This is a genomic window from Paenibacillus sp. 8b26 (genome assembly GCF_050626875.1).
Taxonomy (GTDB): Bacteria; Bacillota; Bacilli; order Paenibacillales; family Paenibacillaceae; genus Paenibacillus.
The window spans coordinates 4,926,164-4,944,757 of sequence record NZ_CP192445.1 but is presented as its reverse complement, the minus strand read 5'-3'; the positions used below and the strand labels follow the sequence as shown (position 1 = coordinate 4,944,757).

Annotated in this window: 16 protein-coding genes and 1 pseudogene; 3 read left to right on the top strand and 14 right to left on the bottom strand. The window is 47.0% G+C overall.

The window, feature by feature from the left end; translation table 11 throughout:
- Nucleotides 1-58: 58 nt before the first annotated feature.
- The 7 genes from ACQ4MX_RS22995 to ACQ4MX_RS22965 all read right to left on the bottom strand — a co-directional run bounded on the left by ACQ4MX_RS22995 (nt 59) and on the right by ACQ4MX_RS22965 (nt 8,308).
- Nucleotides 59-1,450, bottom strand: a complete 1,392-nt coding sequence (locus ACQ4MX_RS22995) for an ABC transporter substrate-binding protein (RefSeq protein ID WP_431087517.1) — start codon at nt 1,448-1,450, stop codon at nt 59-61.
- A 135-nt stretch (nt 1,451-1,585) separates the two neighbouring features.
- A complete protein-coding gene (locus tag ACQ4MX_RS22990) occupies nt 1,586-3,193 on the bottom strand; it encodes a helix-turn-helix domain-containing protein (protein ID WP_431087516.1) in 1,608 nt (535 codons plus the stop codon).
- A 9-nt stretch (nt 3,194-3,202) separates the two neighbouring features.
- Complete coding sequence (locus tag ACQ4MX_RS22985; protein WP_431087514.1) at nt 3,203-4,957, bottom strand: histidine kinase; 1,755 nt, start codon at nt 4,955-4,957, stop codon at nt 3,203-3,205.
- A 48-nt stretch (nt 4,958-5,005) separates the two neighbouring features.
- Nucleotides 5,006-5,875 (bottom strand): carbohydrate ABC transporter permease, encoded by an 870-nt coding sequence (locus ACQ4MX_RS22980; RefSeq protein WP_014282793.1) that lies wholly within the window; start codon nt 5,873-5,875, stop codon nt 5,006-5,008.
- A 22-nt stretch (nt 5,876-5,897) separates the two neighbouring features.
- Nucleotides 5,898-6,788 carry a carbohydrate ABC transporter permease gene (locus tag ACQ4MX_RS22975; RefSeq protein WP_014282794.1) on the bottom strand — a complete coding sequence of 297 codons (891 nt, stop codon included), beginning with the start codon at nt 6,786-6,788 and terminating at the stop codon, nt 5,898-5,900.
- A gap of 279 nt (nt 6,789-7,067) precedes the next feature.
- Entirely contained in the window at nt 7,068-7,649 is a 582-nt protein-coding gene (locus ACQ4MX_RS22970; protein WP_431087513.1) for an NAD(P)H-dependent oxidoreductase, read from the bottom strand.
- A gap of 74 nt (nt 7,650-7,723) precedes the next feature.
- The gene (locus tag ACQ4MX_RS22965; RefSeq protein WP_431091389.1) at nt 7,724-8,308 is read right to left on the bottom strand and encodes a TetR/AcrR family transcriptional regulator; all 585 of its coding nucleotides are present in this window, start codon (nt 8,306-8,308) and stop codon (nt 7,724-7,726) included.
- A gap of 217 nt (nt 8,309-8,525) precedes the next feature.
- Here ACQ4MX_RS22965 and ACQ4MX_RS22960 point away from each other — a divergent pair.
- Nucleotides 8,526-9,091, top strand: a pseudogene (locus ACQ4MX_RS22960) (hypothetical protein).
- Nucleotides 9,092-9,119: 28 nt separating this feature from the next.
- On the opposite strand, the gene ACQ4MX_RS22955 reads toward ACQ4MX_RS22960, so the two are convergent.
- The gene (locus ACQ4MX_RS22955) at nt 9,120-9,725 is read right to left on the bottom strand and encodes a DUF4183 domain-containing protein (RefSeq protein WP_431087511.1); all 606 of its coding nucleotides are present in this window, start codon (nt 9,723-9,725) and stop codon (nt 9,120-9,122) included.
- 469 nt (nt 9,726-10,194) lie between these two features.
- On the opposite strand from ACQ4MX_RS22955, the gene ACQ4MX_RS22950 reads away from it, so the two are divergent.
- Complete coding sequence (locus ACQ4MX_RS22950; protein WP_431087510.1) at nt 10,195-10,608, top strand: DUF4183 domain-containing protein; 414 nt, start codon at nt 10,195-10,197, stop codon at nt 10,606-10,608.
- A gap of 157 nt (nt 10,609-10,765) precedes the next feature.
- Here the strand turns inward: ACQ4MX_RS22950 and ACQ4MX_RS22945 are convergent, their stop codons facing one another.
- Together ACQ4MX_RS22945 and ACQ4MX_RS22940 are read right to left on the bottom strand one after the other, a co-directional pair.
- Nucleotides 10,766-11,503 carry a cyclase family protein gene (locus ACQ4MX_RS22945; protein WP_431087508.1) on the bottom strand — a complete coding sequence of 246 codons (738 nt, stop codon included), beginning with the start codon at nt 11,501-11,503 and terminating at the stop codon, nt 10,766-10,768.
- A 200-nt stretch (nt 11,504-11,703) separates the two neighbouring features.
- Entirely contained in the window at nt 11,704-12,489 is a 786-nt protein-coding gene (locus ACQ4MX_RS22940) for a GH12 family glycosyl hydrolase domain-containing protein (RefSeq protein WP_431087507.1), read from the bottom strand.
- Nucleotides 12,490-12,977: 488 nt separating this feature from the next.
- Between ACQ4MX_RS22940 and ACQ4MX_RS22935 the strand changes: the two genes are divergently transcribed.
- Entirely contained in the window at nt 12,978-14,261 is a 1,284-nt protein-coding gene (locus tag ACQ4MX_RS22935; protein WP_431087505.1) for a pectate lyase family protein, read from the top strand.
- A 128-nt stretch (nt 14,262-14,389) separates the two neighbouring features.
- On the opposite strand, the gene ACQ4MX_RS22930 is transcribed toward ACQ4MX_RS22935, so the two are convergent.
- From ACQ4MX_RS22930 to ACQ4MX_RS22915, 4 genes are all read right to left on the bottom strand, one after another.
- Nucleotides 14,390-15,466 (bottom strand): ABC transporter ATP-binding protein, encoded by a 1,077-nt coding sequence (locus ACQ4MX_RS22930; RefSeq protein WP_431087504.1) that lies wholly within the window; start codon nt 15,464-15,466, stop codon nt 14,390-14,392.
- 215 nt (nt 15,467-15,681) lie between these two features.
- A complete protein-coding gene (locus tag ACQ4MX_RS22925; RefSeq protein WP_431087502.1) occupies nt 15,682-17,061 on the bottom strand; it encodes a sensor histidine kinase in 1,380 nt (459 codons plus the stop codon).
- A gap of 2 nt (nt 17,062-17,063) precedes the next feature.
- On the bottom strand, nt 17,064-17,777 hold the full coding sequence (locus ACQ4MX_RS22920; RefSeq protein ID WP_025683506.1) for a response regulator transcription factor: 714 nt from the start codon (nt 17,775-17,777) through the stop codon (nt 17,064-17,066).
- A gap of 169 nt (nt 17,778-17,946) precedes the next feature.
- Complete coding sequence (locus ACQ4MX_RS22915) at nt 17,947-18,450, bottom strand: hypothetical protein (RefSeq protein ID WP_431087501.1); 504 nt, start codon at nt 18,448-18,450, stop codon at nt 17,947-17,949.
- Nucleotides 18,451-18,594 lie beyond the last annotated feature (144 nt).

The window sequence follows — 18,594 nt, the reverse complement described above, 5'->3', positions numbered from 1 at the left end:
TTTCAGATAAAATAAGCGGCCGAACCGCTTGGGGAATCGGCCGCGGGACAGCCACAGGTTATTCTTCTGTGGACAATTTGCCCTGTAGCTTGGCGGCGTCAAAATTGGGATCAGCTACAATATTGGTAGTACCAGCTGCTCTTAATTTTTCAAGAGATGTGTTATATCTAGTATTTAAATCCTTGATTATGGCGTCCACATCACCGCCGGTGAATACAAATACGTTAAAAGCTTCTGCCCATTTCATGCCTTCCAAAGAGCTTTCCGTAATTATACTTGGATTAGCTGGATAAATGGCGTCAACCTGTTTTGGCAGGAATCCTTCAATGCCCGGAATACTCGGCTTCTTGCCTGAGCTCAACACGGCTGGGATTAAGGAGATTCCGTAGCCCTTTTCATAGTATTCGCTTTGCAATTCCTTGCTGTACACGTACTCCATAAACTTCCAGGCCGCTTCCTTGTGGGCGGAATCGGCGCTGATACCAATGTAGGAACCGCCGATAATTTGTGATGCGCCTTTAATGGTTCCGTCAATAGACGGCACGGGAACCGCTCCCCAGTTTTCGGTGGTCGGGAACTGGTCCTTGTACACTCCGGGTTCAGCCGAGTGGTTAATGTACATCCCGATTTTACCTTGGGCAAATTGCGCGCGCAGCGGATCGATATCCAGATTCTCCACTCCCGGTAGCATACTGCCGTCTTCTTTCATTTGCCGTAGCGCCAAAGCGATATCCTTGTACATGCCAAAATCAAACTGGCCTGTTTTGTAATTGTAACCGTCGATGCCTGTATTGTTGCTGACGCCTGCAATCGTATTCGCCGCCCGCCAGAAGCCGTTTCCGCTCTTGAACGGGCTGGCAAAACCGTAAATTCCTTCGCTTTTGCCGACCTCTGTAATCTTTTTGGCCGCAACCACCATGTCGGCAAGCGTTGTGGGAGGAGTCGCGATGCCGGCTTTCTTAAAGATATCTTTATTATAAATCAGTCTCCAGATTTGCCCTGTGTTGGGCAAGGTAAATATCTTGCCGTCGATGGTATTCTTATTCTCGATCAGACTGTCTTTGAAGGTCGCCTTCATCTCGTCGCTCATATAGGAGTTGATTGGGGCCAAATAGCCTTTCTTATAATAGGTCTGGAAATCGTTGATTTGCAGTACATCCGGAGCCTGCTTGCTGGCAAACGAAATGTCCACCGCCTGCGGATAATTGTCGCCCATTACGTTCATTTCCACTTCAATATTATCTCGGTTCGTCTGGTTAAACTTGTCAACCTTTGCTTTCATGAAATCGGCATCATGGCGGTCGGGTGTCCAGTAAATGACTTTGGTTTTCTCTCCCGTAGTTCCTTTGGAATCGGCCGGAGCGTCATTATTGCCGCTGTCCGATGAACAGCCGCCCAGGCTCAAGGCCAGGACTGCGCTCAGTGTTAGGATAATCCACTTCTTAACCATCGTTATGCCCCCTTTTGTTTTTCCAGACAACCTCTGCGGTTACCCGTTAACGTAATCATAGTGGTTACGTTTTCCCGGGAGTGAGGGACATTTTAACTTTGTATGGGGGAAAAAATGATTGTCCCGGGTTCCTGTTCATTTCAAATACATCTGCCTGAAACTGGTGGGCGTCATGCCACAATACTTTTTAAACAGACCGCTGAAATACGGACGGTCCTCATATCCGAGCATCTGTGAAATTTCCTGAACCTGTACTCCTGCAATTAGCAGTTCCTTCGCTCTTTCCATTCTCATCTTGGTAATATATTGAATCAGGGTCATGCCTGTCTCCTTCTTGAAGGCGTTTGCAAAATAACTTGGGCTTAAATGAACCGCCCGAGCGCAATTGTGAAGCGTTAGATTCTCCTGGAGATGCAGACGAATGTATTCCCTGGCCCGGTGAATCGCTTGTGTAACATCCCTGAGCCGCTTCTTCTCTACAAATTCACAGCCCATGCTGCTGAAATGATTGATGTAGCTCTTCCAGCCGCCGAAGGTCAACGAACGGTTCTCTTCCAGCGCCATTAAGTCTGCCTCCAACTGAATGCGTTCTTCCTCGGTGATCTCATCACAAAACGCCCGGTACATGGCGAAAGCGAGCCCTGACAATAAGCGAATCATAGCCAGTGGCTCCGGGAATTTGTGGGACAATGTCCATTGATGAAAAATGTCGTCAATCATCAGGTGGCAGCTCGTTTTGTTACCGCATCTCAACGCATACAGCAATTCCTTTTCCTTCTCCACAGGGTAGTCTGGAGCTGCAAAATCCTCCTGAGCAAGTTCCGTATACCGGAACACGCAATTGCCCTCGCTGTAAAAACGATAAGCCAGCGCTTTGGCGGCATGCACAAACGCTGTATGGATTTCTCTCGGTCCCCGGGCCATCGTGCCCAGGCCAATCGAAACGGTTTTTTTGCTGAATTTCTCCACATTCTCCCTGCAAAGTTCCAGCAACACTGAAGTCTCCATCCCATCTGGCGGATTAAAGATGGCTGCTAGCCGCTGCTTGCTCTCATGCAGCACAACACCCCGGGTATGCAAATTCAGCGTCTCGTCCAGAATATTTTTGATCGCAAAGGGAATGATTTCGCTGTCGTCAAGATGCAGGGTGTAGCCGTATTCGGTATAGCAGTCCATTTCGATGGCCATGACCATTAGTTTATCGGCTTCCAGATCAATATGGAGATCGCTCCAACGGCTATCGCTTAGGCGGACACCTGTTTCCTGGCGAAGCAGACGGGTCAAATAATCCTGGCGGAGCTGCAAATGGCTGGCGTCCATTTTTTGCTCCAACTGCTTAAGCTGCTCCGACTTGGCTCGTTCGGACTCGATTACCTTTTTCACTTTCAGCACTGCTTCCAGAATTTCCGGCGGAGTGAACGGTTTTAGCAAATAATCGGAAGCGCCAAGCTTAATCGCTTCCTGCGCATAGCTGAAATCGGAATAACCGCTAATAAAAATAAATTTGGTGCGTAAACATTGACCAGAAGCGCGCCTCATCAGCTCCAGACCGTTGAGCTTCGGCATCCGGATATCACTGATGACGATATCTGGATCTTTCTCCAGCAGAAGAGTCCAACCATGCTCACCATCGCCTGCAGTGCCTACGACCTCAATATTGTGATCCGGCCATGGAATGGTCGCGGATATCCCTTTTACAACGGCTTGAATATCATCCATAACGCACATCTTCAAGTGATCCATTGTGACCTCCTACATAAACGGGATTGTGATGGTAACGGTCGTCTCGATGTCTGGAATACTCCTGAACGTAATGGAAGCCGACTCCCCATAATGCAGACTGAGCCTGCTCCGGAGATTGGACAGCGCATAACCCTTGCGGTCCGCATCATGCTCGTACACAGCCTTTTCCATCTGCTCAGCATCCATTCCGCAGCCGTTGTCGGTCACTTGTAACAGCAGGAACTCGCCTTGGCGGTATACTTTGATGAAGATGCTGCCAAGCACGGCCTTATCTCGAAACCCATGCAGAATGGAGTTCTCCACCAGCGGCTGAAGTAGTATTTTCAACATTGGAATGGAAAGATATGATAGATTTTCAACATGGATCGAATACGTAAATAGGTCCTCATAGCATTTTTGCTGCAATTGCAAATATTGCTCGACATGCTTAATTTCCTGTTTCAAGGTAGTGATATCGTTCCCGTTGTTCAGTCCTAGCCGGAACAATAGCGACAAGGAGACAATCATCTCACTAACATCTTTTTTCTCGCCGCTTTCGCTTTTCCAAAAAATAGTATTCAACGTGTTATACAAAAAATGAGGGTCCACCTGCGCCTGAAGCGCCTTGACCTCGGATTTGCGCTTGTCCTGCTCCGAAGTCCGCACCTCCTGAATCAGCAACTGAATCTGATCCAGCATCCGGTTAAATGTATGGCCAACACTGCTCACCTCATCCTCATACCTGCTGTTGAACCGCACATCCAGATCATTGTATTCCACCTTAGCCATCAGGCTCTGTAGTTTATGAAGCGGTTTCAATAAAGCGGAGGCCAGCAGGTTGGACAAGATAAGCGCGAGCACAATGCAGAACAGCATAATCCAAATGATCAGCCAGCGGATCTTCTTCAGCGGATACAGCAGGTCGGCCTTGGACTGGATGCTGACCATCACCCAATCCTCATTCATAGAAAGTGTGTTGTAATTGACCAGCAATTCCTCTCCCTGGGCATTCGTATAATTGAAATCACCTTCTCCTCCCCTGCTGAAATGGTCGATAAACTCCCGTCCTGTATTAAAATCATACTGCCGGTCTTCGGGCTGGATCACCATCGTTCCATCCTTTTGTAGCAAAAAAAGCTGAACCTGATTATTCATCAGATCCTGCTCCAGAATGGCCCGCATAGCTTGCTCTCTCATATTCACAACCATATATACATTCGGAATATAATGATTGTCCAGCACCGTCGGCTTTAGCAGCAACGACAGCACGTTGCCTTTCCACTGAAACAGCTCGTTGCGATGGGTCCCGATCCACAGGGTATTCCAGCCTATCTGCTTCGTATAGGTTCCATATTCTTCCGAAAAGCGCTTTGTCCGGTCGGGGAAATCTTTGGTGGAGAAAAAATCGCCGATTGGCGTGTTCAGATAAGCTGTATCAATCAGCGGCTCCACCAGCTTCAACTGAGCAAACGAAGTTTGCAGCAGGGACAGATTCTGATAATAGTCGACGGCGTTATTGTTGCGCACATCCTTCATCACCTGGTTGAACGTTTCATTCAGCATAAAGGAATAAGACGAAACTACAATATGCCTGAGATGTTCATCCATCACCTGCACTGATTTTTTTAAAATCCCCTGCTTAAGCTGCAAGGCATTGCGCTCGATGCTGCGAGCGGCAAAGAGATAGGAGCAGATCCCCGTCACGCTGATGCACAATATGGCCAGGAAAATAAATAGCAGTTGAATTCTCTTTTTCAGAGAAAGCTTGTAGAAACTGAGTCTCATTGGCCACCACTCCTTGAAGCCCATTGTAACAACAGAATCAAAGTTACTCTACCCCTTGACAGCGCCAAGCGTAACTTGCATAAACGATTTATTGGCGAACACATAGACTACCAGAAGCGGCAGAATGGACAGGCAGGCGCCAGCCATCATCAATTGAATCTCGGCGGCGGCTCCGATGCCGTACCGCAGGTTGGCCAACCCTACTGGCAGCGTCTGCAACTCTGGATTGCTCATCGTGAAAACAAGCGGCAAAATATACTCATTCCATGAGCCCTGGAATGCTGAGAGCCCGGCAACGGCAAGCGCCGGTCGCAATAACGGGAGCACAATCCGCCAGTACACCGAATAAAAGTTGCAGCCGTCAATCATCGCTGCCTCATCTAGATCCTTGGGAATGCTTCTGAAAAATCCGATCAGCATAAAATAACAGGTGGCATGTGCGCTGACCAGTATAATGATGATCCCCCACAGCGTTTTGTTCAGACCGAGCATGACCATCAAGTCAAATTGCGGACGCAGCACCACGGCCCCGATCGAGATAAACAAGGTGGATGCCATGAGCAGAGAGTACGCCTTTTTGCCGAAAAAATGTACCCGGTTCACTGCATAGGCGGACATGGACGCGACCAGCAGGGTGCCGATCGTCGTGGCCACGCTTACAAAAATGCTGTTCAGGGTAAAGCGGGAGAAATTGGCGTTCTTCCAAGCCTGGACATAGTTGGAAAAGTGCCAGCTTTGGGGCCAGATGGTTGCACTGCTTGTCAGCTCCTGATTCGTCTTGAACGAGCCGAGTACCACGATGACAATCGGGAATATCGCTAGAATGGCCGCCGTGAGCAGGAACACCCAGAGGACCGTCTTGCCGGTCCAGCGAGCCAGCTTTGGGGATAAGGTATGGTAGGTATTAGTAGGATTCATTCTGTTCTCCTCCTGCCTGCTTCTAGTAAACATCATTCAGCTTCTTGGAAATACGGAAGTAGATGAACGTAACTCCCCCTACAATCAACGCTGTAGTGAAGCCGACGGCACTGCCGTAACCCAATTGCTGGAGTGACTGGCTTTCAGCCGACACCGGGAACAGCAGCTTGAACAGATACAGATACATCACCTCTGTTTTTCCGTAAGGCCCACCTTCGGTCAGCACCATGATGCTCTCATAGCCCTTGAGGGAAATAGTAATGGCCAGCATGATGATCATCTGCATTACAGGCCCCAGCATCGGAATGGTCACATACTTAAGCTTCTGGAACTCATTGGCGCCGTCAAGCGAAGCCGCTTCATAAAGATCGTTGGGAATGCCTTGAAGACCAGCGAGGAACAGCAGCATGTAGTTGCCCACAGCGCCCCAGATGGCGATGATAATGGTGGTCAGCATGGCATGATCAGCACCAAGCCAGTTAATCGGGGCAGAGACAAGATGATACTTGAGCAGCAGTTGGTTCAAAATTCCGTTATAGGAGTTGAAGATAATAAAAAAGACGATCGCCATAACTGAGGCGCTGAAAATCGTGGGCAAATAATAAATCGCCCGCAGCAAGGAACGTCCCTTTAACTTGCGATTCAAAATAATAGCCAAAATCAAGGATAACGGAACGGTTACGAGCAACTTGCCTAGAGCATAAATCCCGGTATTTCCCACAGAGGACCAGAATTGATGGTCGCGCAGAACTCGCCCAAAATTATCGAGGCCAATAAAAACAGGCGTCCCGAAGCCCTGATAATCATAGAACATATAGCGAAGCGCCCAAAGCAGAGGATAAATGCCAAACACAAGGGTCAGAAACAAACTCGGGAATACAAACACATAGGCGTGTACTTTTTTCAGTTTCATAAAATGCCCCCCTAGAATCTTTAATCTGATTATAGAGGGAACGAAAAACAGGACGGGATAGGGAAATCAACTTTTCAAAGGGGAGAATGTTACTTTAGCCGGATCATCTCCCAGATACAGCCCTGTCGGACGTGCCAAAAACAGCCCCTCTTTTACTTCAAAGAGAGGCTGTTAGGCTGACCCTATTCTATGAACCAATCTACTCCAATGCAGCTCTCAGCTTTTGATGATCCTGCCCCCACTGGTGCATTAAATCCAGCAATGGAATCAGACTTTCACCTAGCTCATGCTTCGCCCCAGCTGCTCGACCTTACTCAGCCAACCTTTGCGCTGCTGATCCGATAATTTATTCATGAGATCAATTGTAGTAGAACGCACCGGTTTGACACCACATAGATGTAGCGTGGAATCCTTCATCATCCGATGCCCAGGCTGTCCCTGGAAAAATCGGTAGTACCAGCCCGGTCCGTCCATCGTAGTAATGAGGCGGGCCGTTCTGCCTTTTAGGAGCTTGTCGGGCATGGGTTTTCCTTTTTGATACTTGAACGCAAACCCTGGCATAATGGTACGGTCAATGAATCCTTTCATTAATGCAGGCAAGCTCCCCCACCAGATCGGAAAAACGAAAACCAGATGCTCTGCCCACTTAATGGATTCCTGAGCTTTGATTAAATCCGGTTCCAGCGGCAATTTATTGCGATATCCACCTAATAGATTAGGATTAAAGTCCAACGCGGACAACTGCAATAAACGCACCTCAGCCCCCGCAGCCTTCGCTCCTTTTACATAGGATTGAGCCAGCGCTTCTCCATAACTGCCAACGACCGGATTTCCCTGAATAACCAATATCTTTTTAGACATTCGAGCCACTTCCTACCCTCATATTTTATTTTTAGTTAGAAAACACTAACTTTATATTTAAAAAGAAAAGGTCACTACTGACCTTGACTTAATAAAGCGGTTAAACGTTCCTTGACCTCCGTTGCAAACGGAATAAGCTGCTGGGGCAATTCACCCTCCAGACTGGACACGGACAAGCGTGTAATAGCTCCAATAATGAGCACACCGGATAGCTGGGCATCCTGCTTGGGCAGTTCTCCGTGCCGAATCCCCTGCTCAATAAATTCGACTAACGCCTCTAGCGGCTCCCGGACATTCGAGCTTTGGCTTGCCTCCACATATAGCTCATGATGCTGTGATAACAGAAGCAGACCATACTGATCTTCATCGTGCATCACAAGCACCTCGTCCACCAATTGATGAAAACGGCTAATGAAGCTCCCGCTCTGCTTGCGATAGAAGTCAATCAACGTAGTGTAGCTGTTGCAATACTGCCCGAATACTTCCAAGGCCATCGCATCTTTACTCTTAAAATGCTTATAAATCGCGGCATCCGTCACACCGGCAGCCTCCCCGATTTCTTTGACAGAAATGCCGTCGATGCCTTTGGTCGCAAATAAGCGCATAGCTGCTTGCATAATATCCTTCTTCTTGCTATCTACATGTGTTTTCTTGTTCATAAGCATATAGTAAGTGATAACTAACTAAATTGCAAATAATATTTATGCAGCTCTTCCTGTCTCCACATCACAACCTTAAAATTCATTGTTAATATAAAAAAATAACATTATTTTATAAGTTAAAATGGTTAAAACATTAAATTTTATGTGTATCATCTCATTTTATTAATTTAAAATTGATATGTAACCAAATAAAAAACGGATTATGATGTCACCCATGGGTACAGTTTCAGCCAAAGAAGATGGAAAAGCAACCGATTGGCATACGCTACATTACGGCGCTCGGGCGCTTGGACAGGTGGGACTGGTCATGCTTGAGGTACATGCGGTTACCCCGCAGGGGAAAGATTCGGGTAGCCTCGGCTTATGGAGCGACGAGCACATTACCTCGCTGCAAAAAGTCGTACAAGCCATCCATGATCAAGGCTCCAAAGCTGGCCTCCAGCTCTGGCACGTCGGGCGCAAAGGCTCATTGCCTCAGGAAACAGCTGTAATTTGATCGATGTCAGCACCTGCGGTGTATTGCCGGACGTGCCGAGCGTGTATCCGGGCTATCAAGTGCCGTACTCGGAGGCCATTCGTCAGGCTGCTGATATTCCGACTGCTGCCGTAGGACTGATCACTCACGGGATTCAGGCAGAGGAAATTTTGCGTAACGGTCGGGCTGATCTGGTGGCGGTAGGACGGGAACTACTGCGTAATCCATTCTGGCCCAGACAGGCAGCCGAACAACTCGGTGTCCGCATGGAAGGTCCTAAGCCATATAACCAGTTCTGGTTTTGAATAACTGTACATCGTATAGCGTGCTGTATTACGCACTGTATCGCGCCCTGAATTGAACGATTTCCACAATGATAGGTGTACCGGAGTAAATCGTTTCTCCTTCGTCGAGATGAATCGTCACCGAAGAAGGCGTCAGGCTATACAGAGTGCTTTCTTGTATCATCCCGTTAATATACAAATTGGCATAGCTGTTACTTCCGACATTAAATAGCGGAGAAGCCTCTTGGGCTCCATCAACAGAGAATTGATCCACCCTGATCGTGACCGAAGATTGAATATCATCGGGGGCAAAATAAAAATACCGTTCAGCGGTAGGAACAATTTCAATATCTGCAATGTCGAATGCCGGGCCGGAAGGACCTGTTACACCCTGCGCTCCCGTTGAGCCGGATATTCCCTGTGTTCCTGTCGGGCCCTGTATGCCCGTTGCACCTGTCCCTCCTGATATCCCTGCACCTACCGGGCCCGGAGTTCCAGGTGCTCCCGCTGCTCCGGGTACACCCTGCGCTCCTGCCAAACCCGGAATGCCTTGTGCACCTGTCAGTCCTGGTGGACCTTGCACACCCGGCGAGCCGGTTACGCCTTGCCCTCCTGCCGGGCCGGACTTACCCTGCTGCCCTACCGAACCCGGCATACCTTGCTTTCCCGTCAGGTTCAATCTTCTGCGCCGTTTGGCAGGAACGCTACTATGCTGCCGATGTATAGTCAGCTTCGGATGTTTTTTGAAATGTAACCTCGTCTTTCTTCGGCGTCTGAATTTAAAACTTGCTGTACATTTTTTACGTCTGATGAATCTGTAAAGTACGGTTCGCTTTCCATGCCTTCTTCGTGATGAAGCGCGTTTGCCCATACCAGCCGTTTACACCTCCTTTTCTCATCTCTATGATATTGTATGCACATTACCCTGTGGGGTTTTGGGCATTTGCAATAGTCCGTTATTAGTGAACCGCTTCCATCTAAATTTGCAGTATAATGAGGCTTCCTTCATCCACCCTAATTGTTAACATAAAGGTTAATATGCCGTTTCCGAATCTGGATCACACTCATTTATTGATTATGAGCCATTGCATGGTTCAAACCATCCAAGAAAGGAGATGAGCCCCATGCCAATTATAAAACCTGTGTATACAGCAGTAGCTACTGCCCCCGTAGCCTCTGGCGGTGCCATAACTACGACCATTACCCCAGCCGTGACTCGTTTTTTTGCAACGATTACAGCCGGGATGATCGGAGCTACAACAACAACCGTTCCTGCTGCAAGCTTTGTAGATGACGCTGATGCTCCAGTAGTTGCTTTGCCAACATTAACAGCTACGGATTCTTCTAATTATTATATTAACGGAGTTATTCAGCAGAGCTCCTTATTCACCCTAAGCACAGCAAGTCTGGTCATTAACTCCGTAGATATTACACCAGGTGTCCCAGTTGTCATAGAAATATCAGATTTTAGTGGCACTGCCTCCACCATTACAACTCAGCCTACCATCTCTGCTCCTACCGTCACTATTATCACTTAAGCTATTCCACTATTTAGATTCAAGCTGGACTGAGCAATCAAGCATACTGTTCACTACCCCGAATAAACCATAAAAGACCGGTTCAGATATATCTGAACCGGTCTTTTATGCTCAAGATGATTGCATAATCGTATTCAAACAACCCGGTATCAAATGATTAAGGCAAAATAGCAAAAGAACGCACCGGAAATCCGGGGGAATCCTGAATGCTCGGTACGATATTATAAATGACAGCACTCGTCGGTGGCAGTTTGTCTAAATTCGTCAGCACCTCAACCTGATAACGATCCTGTTCCAATATGTAATATTCCCCTACCAGCTTGCCTGCTTTGCGATAAGCCACGGAGGAATCGGTATCCAGCGTTTCATGTCCGATGGCAGCCACATTCCGTTCTTCCACCAAAAAACGCAGCGCCTCCAGCGACCAGCCCGGGCAGTGTGCGTCTCCGGCTGCATCCTTGTTCGAAAAAGCTTCCGAATCAGGCCAACGCTTGCTCCAATCACTGCGAAAGGCTACAAAAGCTTGATCGACAATTCGTCCATGCTCCTTCTCAAATTCTACAATATCCGCAACTGTAAGCTCATAGTCGGGATTGGCTGCAACAGCGGCCGAACGATCGATAACAACCAGTGGCAGAACCAGTTCCTTCAAGGAAAGCTCATGTAAATAACGTTTGCCCTTCACAAAATGAACTGGCGCGTCAATATGAGTGCCATACTGACCCGGAAAACAGTATTGCTTCACAAAAAAACCATCGTCATGAGTAAACAGCGTGTCAACCTGAACATTATCGAATACCGGAAAATGAGGAATTTCAGGATAAAAGGCGTGGGACAAATCCACCCACTCTTTTTGCTTCAATAACTTCAAGATATCTGCTAAGTGCTCTGCCATGCTGCCCATTCCTCCTCAGCTATATTACAAGAATTGTACCCATTGTTTTCTGAAAAGTACAGATGTCTCTGATAGGATCATACTCGTCTGTCCCCATATCTCGACGTGCAAAAAAGCCCCTCTCCATCAACAGCAAAAGGCTCATCATACCAGATGTCTTTTTTTGCTTGCCTGCTTGAGAGGGGCTGTAATTTTGATATTTATTGTACGTTAACATTCCATTTGTTGATATTGATAGAGCCGCTACCGCCGAAAATTTCAGTACCGAATTCCACGCTGCTGACGAATTTCGCGTTACTCATCCATTTTTTCGTATAGATCATATAGTCGGTAAAATTTTTGATATTGAACGACGCGCTATTCGTATTGGACTTTCTCACAAAGGAAAACACGTTCCAGCCCTTACCACTGCCTGCATCAATCCAGCCTTTGTACACATCCCAGTTGCTTCCCGCAAGGGAGACGGTTTCCACATAAGTTCCAGCCGGACCGGCATTCGTATTATTCAGCCAAATCATCAATTCATCGGTCGGAGTTGAGTCCCAGCTCGCTTTGTCCGTTTCGTGGAACCACACATCATAAGCAGCGTTGTAGGTCCCGTTAGCCTTAATGGAATAGTTCACACTGGTGTTCATGTTTTTATTATCCCACAGACGTACGGGTAACCCGCTACCTGGTGTATAATCCGCTGTCCAATGCCATCCACTGACGACGGAAGGATAACCTTTGACGGATGAGGTATTACTCGGCCAATTCCAGCTCCAGCCCAAATTGCTGTCACTGTTATGGAAAATGCTTTGTGTCCAGCCTTGAACCTGTCCTTGCCCCCACACATTATTAATTACATAGTACTTGTTATTGGCAAAATGAATTTTGTCCGATGGGGTGGATGAGGAAGCTGCCGAGGCGGTCATAGCAGGCACGAGCAACAGGACTGCCAACGCAGCCAGCCAAAATCTGCGATAAAATGAGCGGTTTCTTAACATTTGATATTCCTTCTCTTGGATTGAAATCGTTAACATTCTCAACTAATCCATACTCACCTCCATTTGTTTAGTTTAAGACCTATTGCTAGTGTTGTGGTAATCATATGAAATTTGTAATCTTTACCAATCTGGATTATAGCATGAAGTTTGTTGGCTTCCCAGTATTTTTCCACGGAAAGCGAGGATTCCGAATACGGAAAATAATGATTTTTCGAGTAAAAAATACAAAAACAATTCCATATATTCATATATACAATTCCCATTTCATGTGATTGTTAACGTTTTCATTAGTATAACTTCGCTATGAATGGAAAAAAGTAGGGGGGCATTGTGTTATGTAAAATTTTCGACAAATATTTTAGTATGTAACTTTTATTATATTAACAAATACTGGAACACGAAGTATGATAGAAAAGTAGAAACCATAGGAGCACCCGGGACTCCCTTCGTTCGTCTACTCCACTAACCCCATATACGGAGGTAACTTTATGAAAAAGAGATTTTCACTCGGCATTGCAGCAGCTCTGCTGTTCACTACCCTTGCTCCTGTTGGCACTCCCGCTCATGCGGCAGGCGATATTGGTAAGGAGGTGCTCGGCAGCAAGAACGGATGGGCAGCCTTTTCTACAGGCACGACAGGCGGATCTGCAGCCACAGCTTCCAATATTTTCACTGTAACAAATCGCAAACAACTTGTGGATGCCTTAGGTAAAAGCAGTAATACAACTCCTAAAATCATTTATATCAAAGGTACGATCAATGCCAATGTCGATGACAATAACAAGTCGTTAGGATTAAACGATTACAAGGACCCTAAATATGATTTTGACGCATACCTCAAAGCATATGATCCATCTAATTGGGGTAAAAAGCTTCCGTCTGGCACATTGGAAAAGGCACGTGAGGCCTCACAAAAAAATCAGGCCAGTCGTGTCGTCATTGATATTCCGTCCAATACAACGATTGTTGGTCTGGGTAGCGATGCCGTCATTAACGGCGCAAACTTCCAACTGAAAAAAGGGACAGACAACGTCATTATCCGTAATATTGAATTCCAGGATGCCTACGATTATTTCCCTCAGTGGGACCCAACTGACGGTAGTACAGGCAACTGGAATTCGGAATATGACACCATTACAATTAATGGCGCCACACATGTATGGGTAGACCACAATACCTTCAATGATGGGTCTCACCCCGATAGCGGAAACGGCACCTTTTACGGTCAAGAATATCAGCATCATGATGGACTTCTCGATGTGATTAACCAAGGTGATCTGGTTACTGCTTCTTACAATCACTTTTACGATCATGATAAAACGTCGATTATTGGCAACAGCGACAGCAAAACAGCAGATGAAGGGGCTTTACGTGTGACCCTGCATCACAATTATTATGAAAACACAGTACAACGCACACCACGCGTGCGGTATGGACAAGTACATCTGTACAACAATTACTATACAGGTGATGTAAAACGCTCCGAATATCCTTCGCTGTATATATGGGGCGCAGGTAAATCCTCCAAAATCTTCGCCGAAAACAATGTCATCGACGTTGCAGGTTTGTCCGCAGCTAAAATCGTAACTGTTTTTGGAGGCACCGCCCTGTCCGACACAGGCACTCTCCTGAATGGACAAGCCGTAAATGCAGGATCCAGCGCGGGTCTTAGCTCTTCTGTAGGCTGGAAACCATCGCTGAACGATAAGATTTCTCCATCCGCCAGCGTGAAGGCAGAAGTCACTTCCCAAGCCGGTTCTGGCAAGCTGTAAAAAACTGCCCCGCTAACACAAACAACCACAGGCTTTCACAACCTGCGGTTTCACACCAAAAAGGCTGTTCCCACCGTAGATTCTTCCACGGAGAGAACAGCCCTTCTTCATTTTCTAATCATTTTATATCACACATTAACCGCGCCGTATTGTTCCACCAGAACCGGCTTTTCAAATGCATTATCCAGCTTGCGAATCTTGGCCTTTACCGCTGCCGGTGGCTCAACCGCAGGTGCATCCGGATGCAGCAGCCATGATTTCACAAAGTGCGTGTCGGATAATTGAAAGAGCGGAGGCTCTTTTTCAAAATCGATCTTCATCGCATAAGCACTGCGGGCTGCAAAAGCATCCCCTACAGGCGGATGAAGCAAATCAGGAGGTGTACCCGGAATAGCCGCCAGCTTCTGGCCGTGGCTGTCCAAACTTGGCATAGAAGCGAGAAGCCCCCATGTATATGGATGTTTCGGGTTATAGAAAATCTCGTTAACCGTACCTGTTTCCACAATTTGTCCGGCATACATAACCGCAACCCGATCTGCCATCTTCGCTACTACACCGAGGTCATGGGTAATAAAGATGATGGACGTATCAATTTTCTTCTGAAGATCCTTCATCAGCTCCAAAATTTGAGCTTGAATCGTTACGTCCAGCGCAGTTGTCGGCTCATCGGCAATCAGGAGCTTCGGATTGGCAGCCAGCGCCATCGCGATAACGACACGTTGACGCATACCGCCACTGAACTCATGCGGATATTGGTTAAAACGCTGCTCAGGATGCGGAATACCTACCAGATTAAGCAGCTCAATACCACGTTTGTAAGCAGCATCTTTGGAAATTTTTTCATGCTTGAAAAGCACTTCCGTGATCTGCTTGCCGACTTTCATCGTCGGGTTAAGCGAGGTCATCGGGTCCTGAGAAATCAGGCCGATTTCCTTACCACGAATTTTCTGCATCTGCTTTTCCGTTTTATGAATCAGCTCTTGTCCGTCAAACATAATTTGACCCTTCTGATAAATACCGGGAGGGGTCGGAATCAGCTTCATCACAGCCTGTGAGGTTACACTTTTGCCTGAGCCGGATTCACCCACGATCGCCAGCGTCTCTCCTTTATTGACATGAAAGTTTACGCCACGAATGGCCTGCACTAGTCCCTGGCGGGTCTTGAAAGATATCGTTAAGTCCTTCACTTCCAAAAGGCGGTTCATCTCATCACTCTTTCATTTATTATTAACCACTATTATTGACCACTATCTAAAAAAACGACGTTCAAGAGTCAAGGTATATACGATTAATTTTACTCAGTTTAGTACCCGCCAGTCAAGCTATATCTGCAATAATACCTAAAACCTATCATATCGTGTTACATTCACGGGATGTTTATCCAGAAAAACGATCATTTTTAACCATTTCTTGCACTCATTTATAACATGCGTTGAATATAGCTGAACCTCGCTCCACCCAAGGGTGAACGCGTGCAGATCAGTTCCCCGTTCAGCCGGGAGGCAATTTGACGGCAAATAGCCAATCCTAGACCTGTGACGCCGTTCGAGCCGGTATAGAATCGTCCAAATACCTCTGCCGCCTCTTCTTCAGTCAATCCTTCTCCGTCGTCATCCACATGGATTACCCATACGACCTCCGGGGTCGTTCCCGCCTCCAAATGGATAACAACCTCGGTAGAGGTATGTCGAACCGCATTTTGCAACAAATTCAGCATCATGCGGAATAACTGTTCAGCCGGAACAGCCACATGCAGTCCCTCGCCTTCCACTCGAAGCGAGACAGAACGTTCAGCAGCCACTGGCATCAGCAAATGAATGGCGTCCTCTGCCATGCTTTTCAGATCAATGAGCGAGACAGGCCATTCTTCATCCAGCGCCTCCAGCCTCGATAGCTGAAGCAGCTTTTCCACCATGTCAATCAACCGCTGTGACTGTACTTTAATGATACTCAACCCTTCGTCCTGGGAGACCACCTGATCCTGAATGGCGTATACGTAGCCCTGAATGGACATTAACGGTGTCTTTAGCTCGTGAGATACATTTTGCAAAAATTCAATTTGACCGTGGTGATGCTGCTGGATACGGGTGGACATCGAATGAAAAGTACCGATCAGCTCGCCAATCTCACTTTTATCCGCTTGTGGAAAATCACTATCCTGTGGTTGATTCGGCTCGTAGTTGCCTACGGCCTCCTTCAGACGTTTGAGTGGGCGCACCAAGCGTGAAACGACCATCAGTCCAATGACGAGAATGACGAGAAAGCTCGCCACAATAGATAGCAGCGTGGTTCTCATTAACGGCACATATAGCGCTCTTAAAGAAGATAACGGAGAATATACAAATATGCGAAAAGGCTGCCCGGGCAGTTCTTCATTTGTAAACAGTATCTTTTTACCTTGGAGCACGGCCACCCCTTCGTGTGTAGAGGCCAGATCGCGAGAAGACGGATGAACCGATGCAAAAAATCCCTGCCGGATCAACAGTAATTGTTCTATCTTCTTGCCCTCCATTCCGGAGACGCTGGAATCGACGATGCGGTTATCCGTGCTTAAAATAAAGTAATCGGCAGACAAAAGCACACCTTTGATGACATAGTTAAACTCAGCGCTGTCCAGTCGGTCAAAGCCCCCGTCGCTCATAATATGGACCGCTTTACGTGCTTGATCATGAAGCTTGGATTTGGCCTGATTGACGAGAATGTCGTCGATGAGCCTGATGAACAGGAACAGCGTTATACAGACGGTAATGAGCATCGCGAGGGACAGGGACAGCAATATTTTAGCTCTCATCGTACGCATGGCTACAGCTCCTGTACCGTTGCTTTATACCCGAATCCCCATACAGTGTTAATGACAAGCGTGGAGTGATATTCCGCCAGTTTTTTGCGAATACGTTTGACCAGATCATCTACAACTCTTACATCACCGATAAAATCATAGCTCCACACCTGCTGAATCAGATGCTCTCTGCCAAAAGGTCTTTCCAGATGATTTGAAAGAAACAGCAGCAGATCAAATTCACGTGAGGTCAGATTCACCTCTTGACCGTCCACCGTAACCTTACGGAATTCAGCGAAAATACACAGATTGCCCGCACGACATACATCCCCGTCTGTCTCTACCGCCTCCTTATCGTCCGGTGCAGAGGTTCCGGCCTTGGTCAGCCGCAGCATCGCTTTGACTCTGCCAACCAGCTCCCGAGGATTGAACGGTTTGGTTAAAAAATCGCTGCATCCCAGCTCCAGCCCGTGAATACGGTCACTTTCTTCCCCGCGAGCGGAGATCATAATGATCGGCATTTCCGTAAATTCGCGCAGCTGAGTCAGCAGGGAAAGCCCGTCAACTCCGGGCATCATGATATCGAGAACAAGGCAATCCGGACGGTCGGAACGGATATGCTCTACCAGTGTTTTTCCACTGGAAAAGGAAGTCACCTCGTAGGATTCCTTTTTTAAATATTCAGATATTAATTGCAAAATGAACACGTCGTCATCTACTACTACTATTTTCGTCATGGCCTTAACCCCTTGCCGTTGTTCTGGATGATTTCATCCTCTCTATAAGCTTAACAGAAGCCTAGCAAAATAGACAAAAGACGGGTATACCGTTCCCGGTCCCGTCTTTTCTTATCATGAATCGCTGCTGTATATGCCAGGCGAGCTGGAAGCGAACTGCGCTCCAACCTTATTTCTTGGTTGTTACTGTTTTAGCTGCTGCTTTTGGAGCTGTTTTTACCACTGTTTTTGCATGAGTCACTTTTTTAACAGGAGCTTTAGGAGCCACTTTTTTAGCTACAACATGGTGTGCACGAGTTTTGTGAGCTGTTGCTTTTGTTTTTACGGCATGATGTTTTTTCACATGATGTTTAACGGTACGGTGCTTCGCTTTTACTGCTTTTGCTTTGTGGGCTACTTTTTTAGCAACCGCTTTTTTGACTGGAGCTTTTTTCGCTTTTGTTGTTGATTTATGAGCTGTTGCAGCTTTTTTAACGGGTGCTTTCACCACTGGTGTTTTTGTCGCAGGTGCTTTTACTGCAGGTGCTTTAGTAGCCGGGGTTGTAACCGCCGGAGCTTTCGTTGCTGGTGCAGTTGTGGCTGGAGTTGCTGTAGCGGCGAATGCGCTGCTTGCTCCTCCCAATACGCTTACTACGGTCAATACGGCTGCTGCATTTTTAGTCCATTTTTTCATGATTGTATCACCTCTCCTTTAAAGTATCTTTAGCTTATCAGGAGAATTCGGGATAATTGTGGAACAGATGTGTGAAAAGTATATGAAAAAGCGTGCAGCCCCGTATTCAGAAAGTACGTGAGTCTGCACGCTATGAGTTTTACC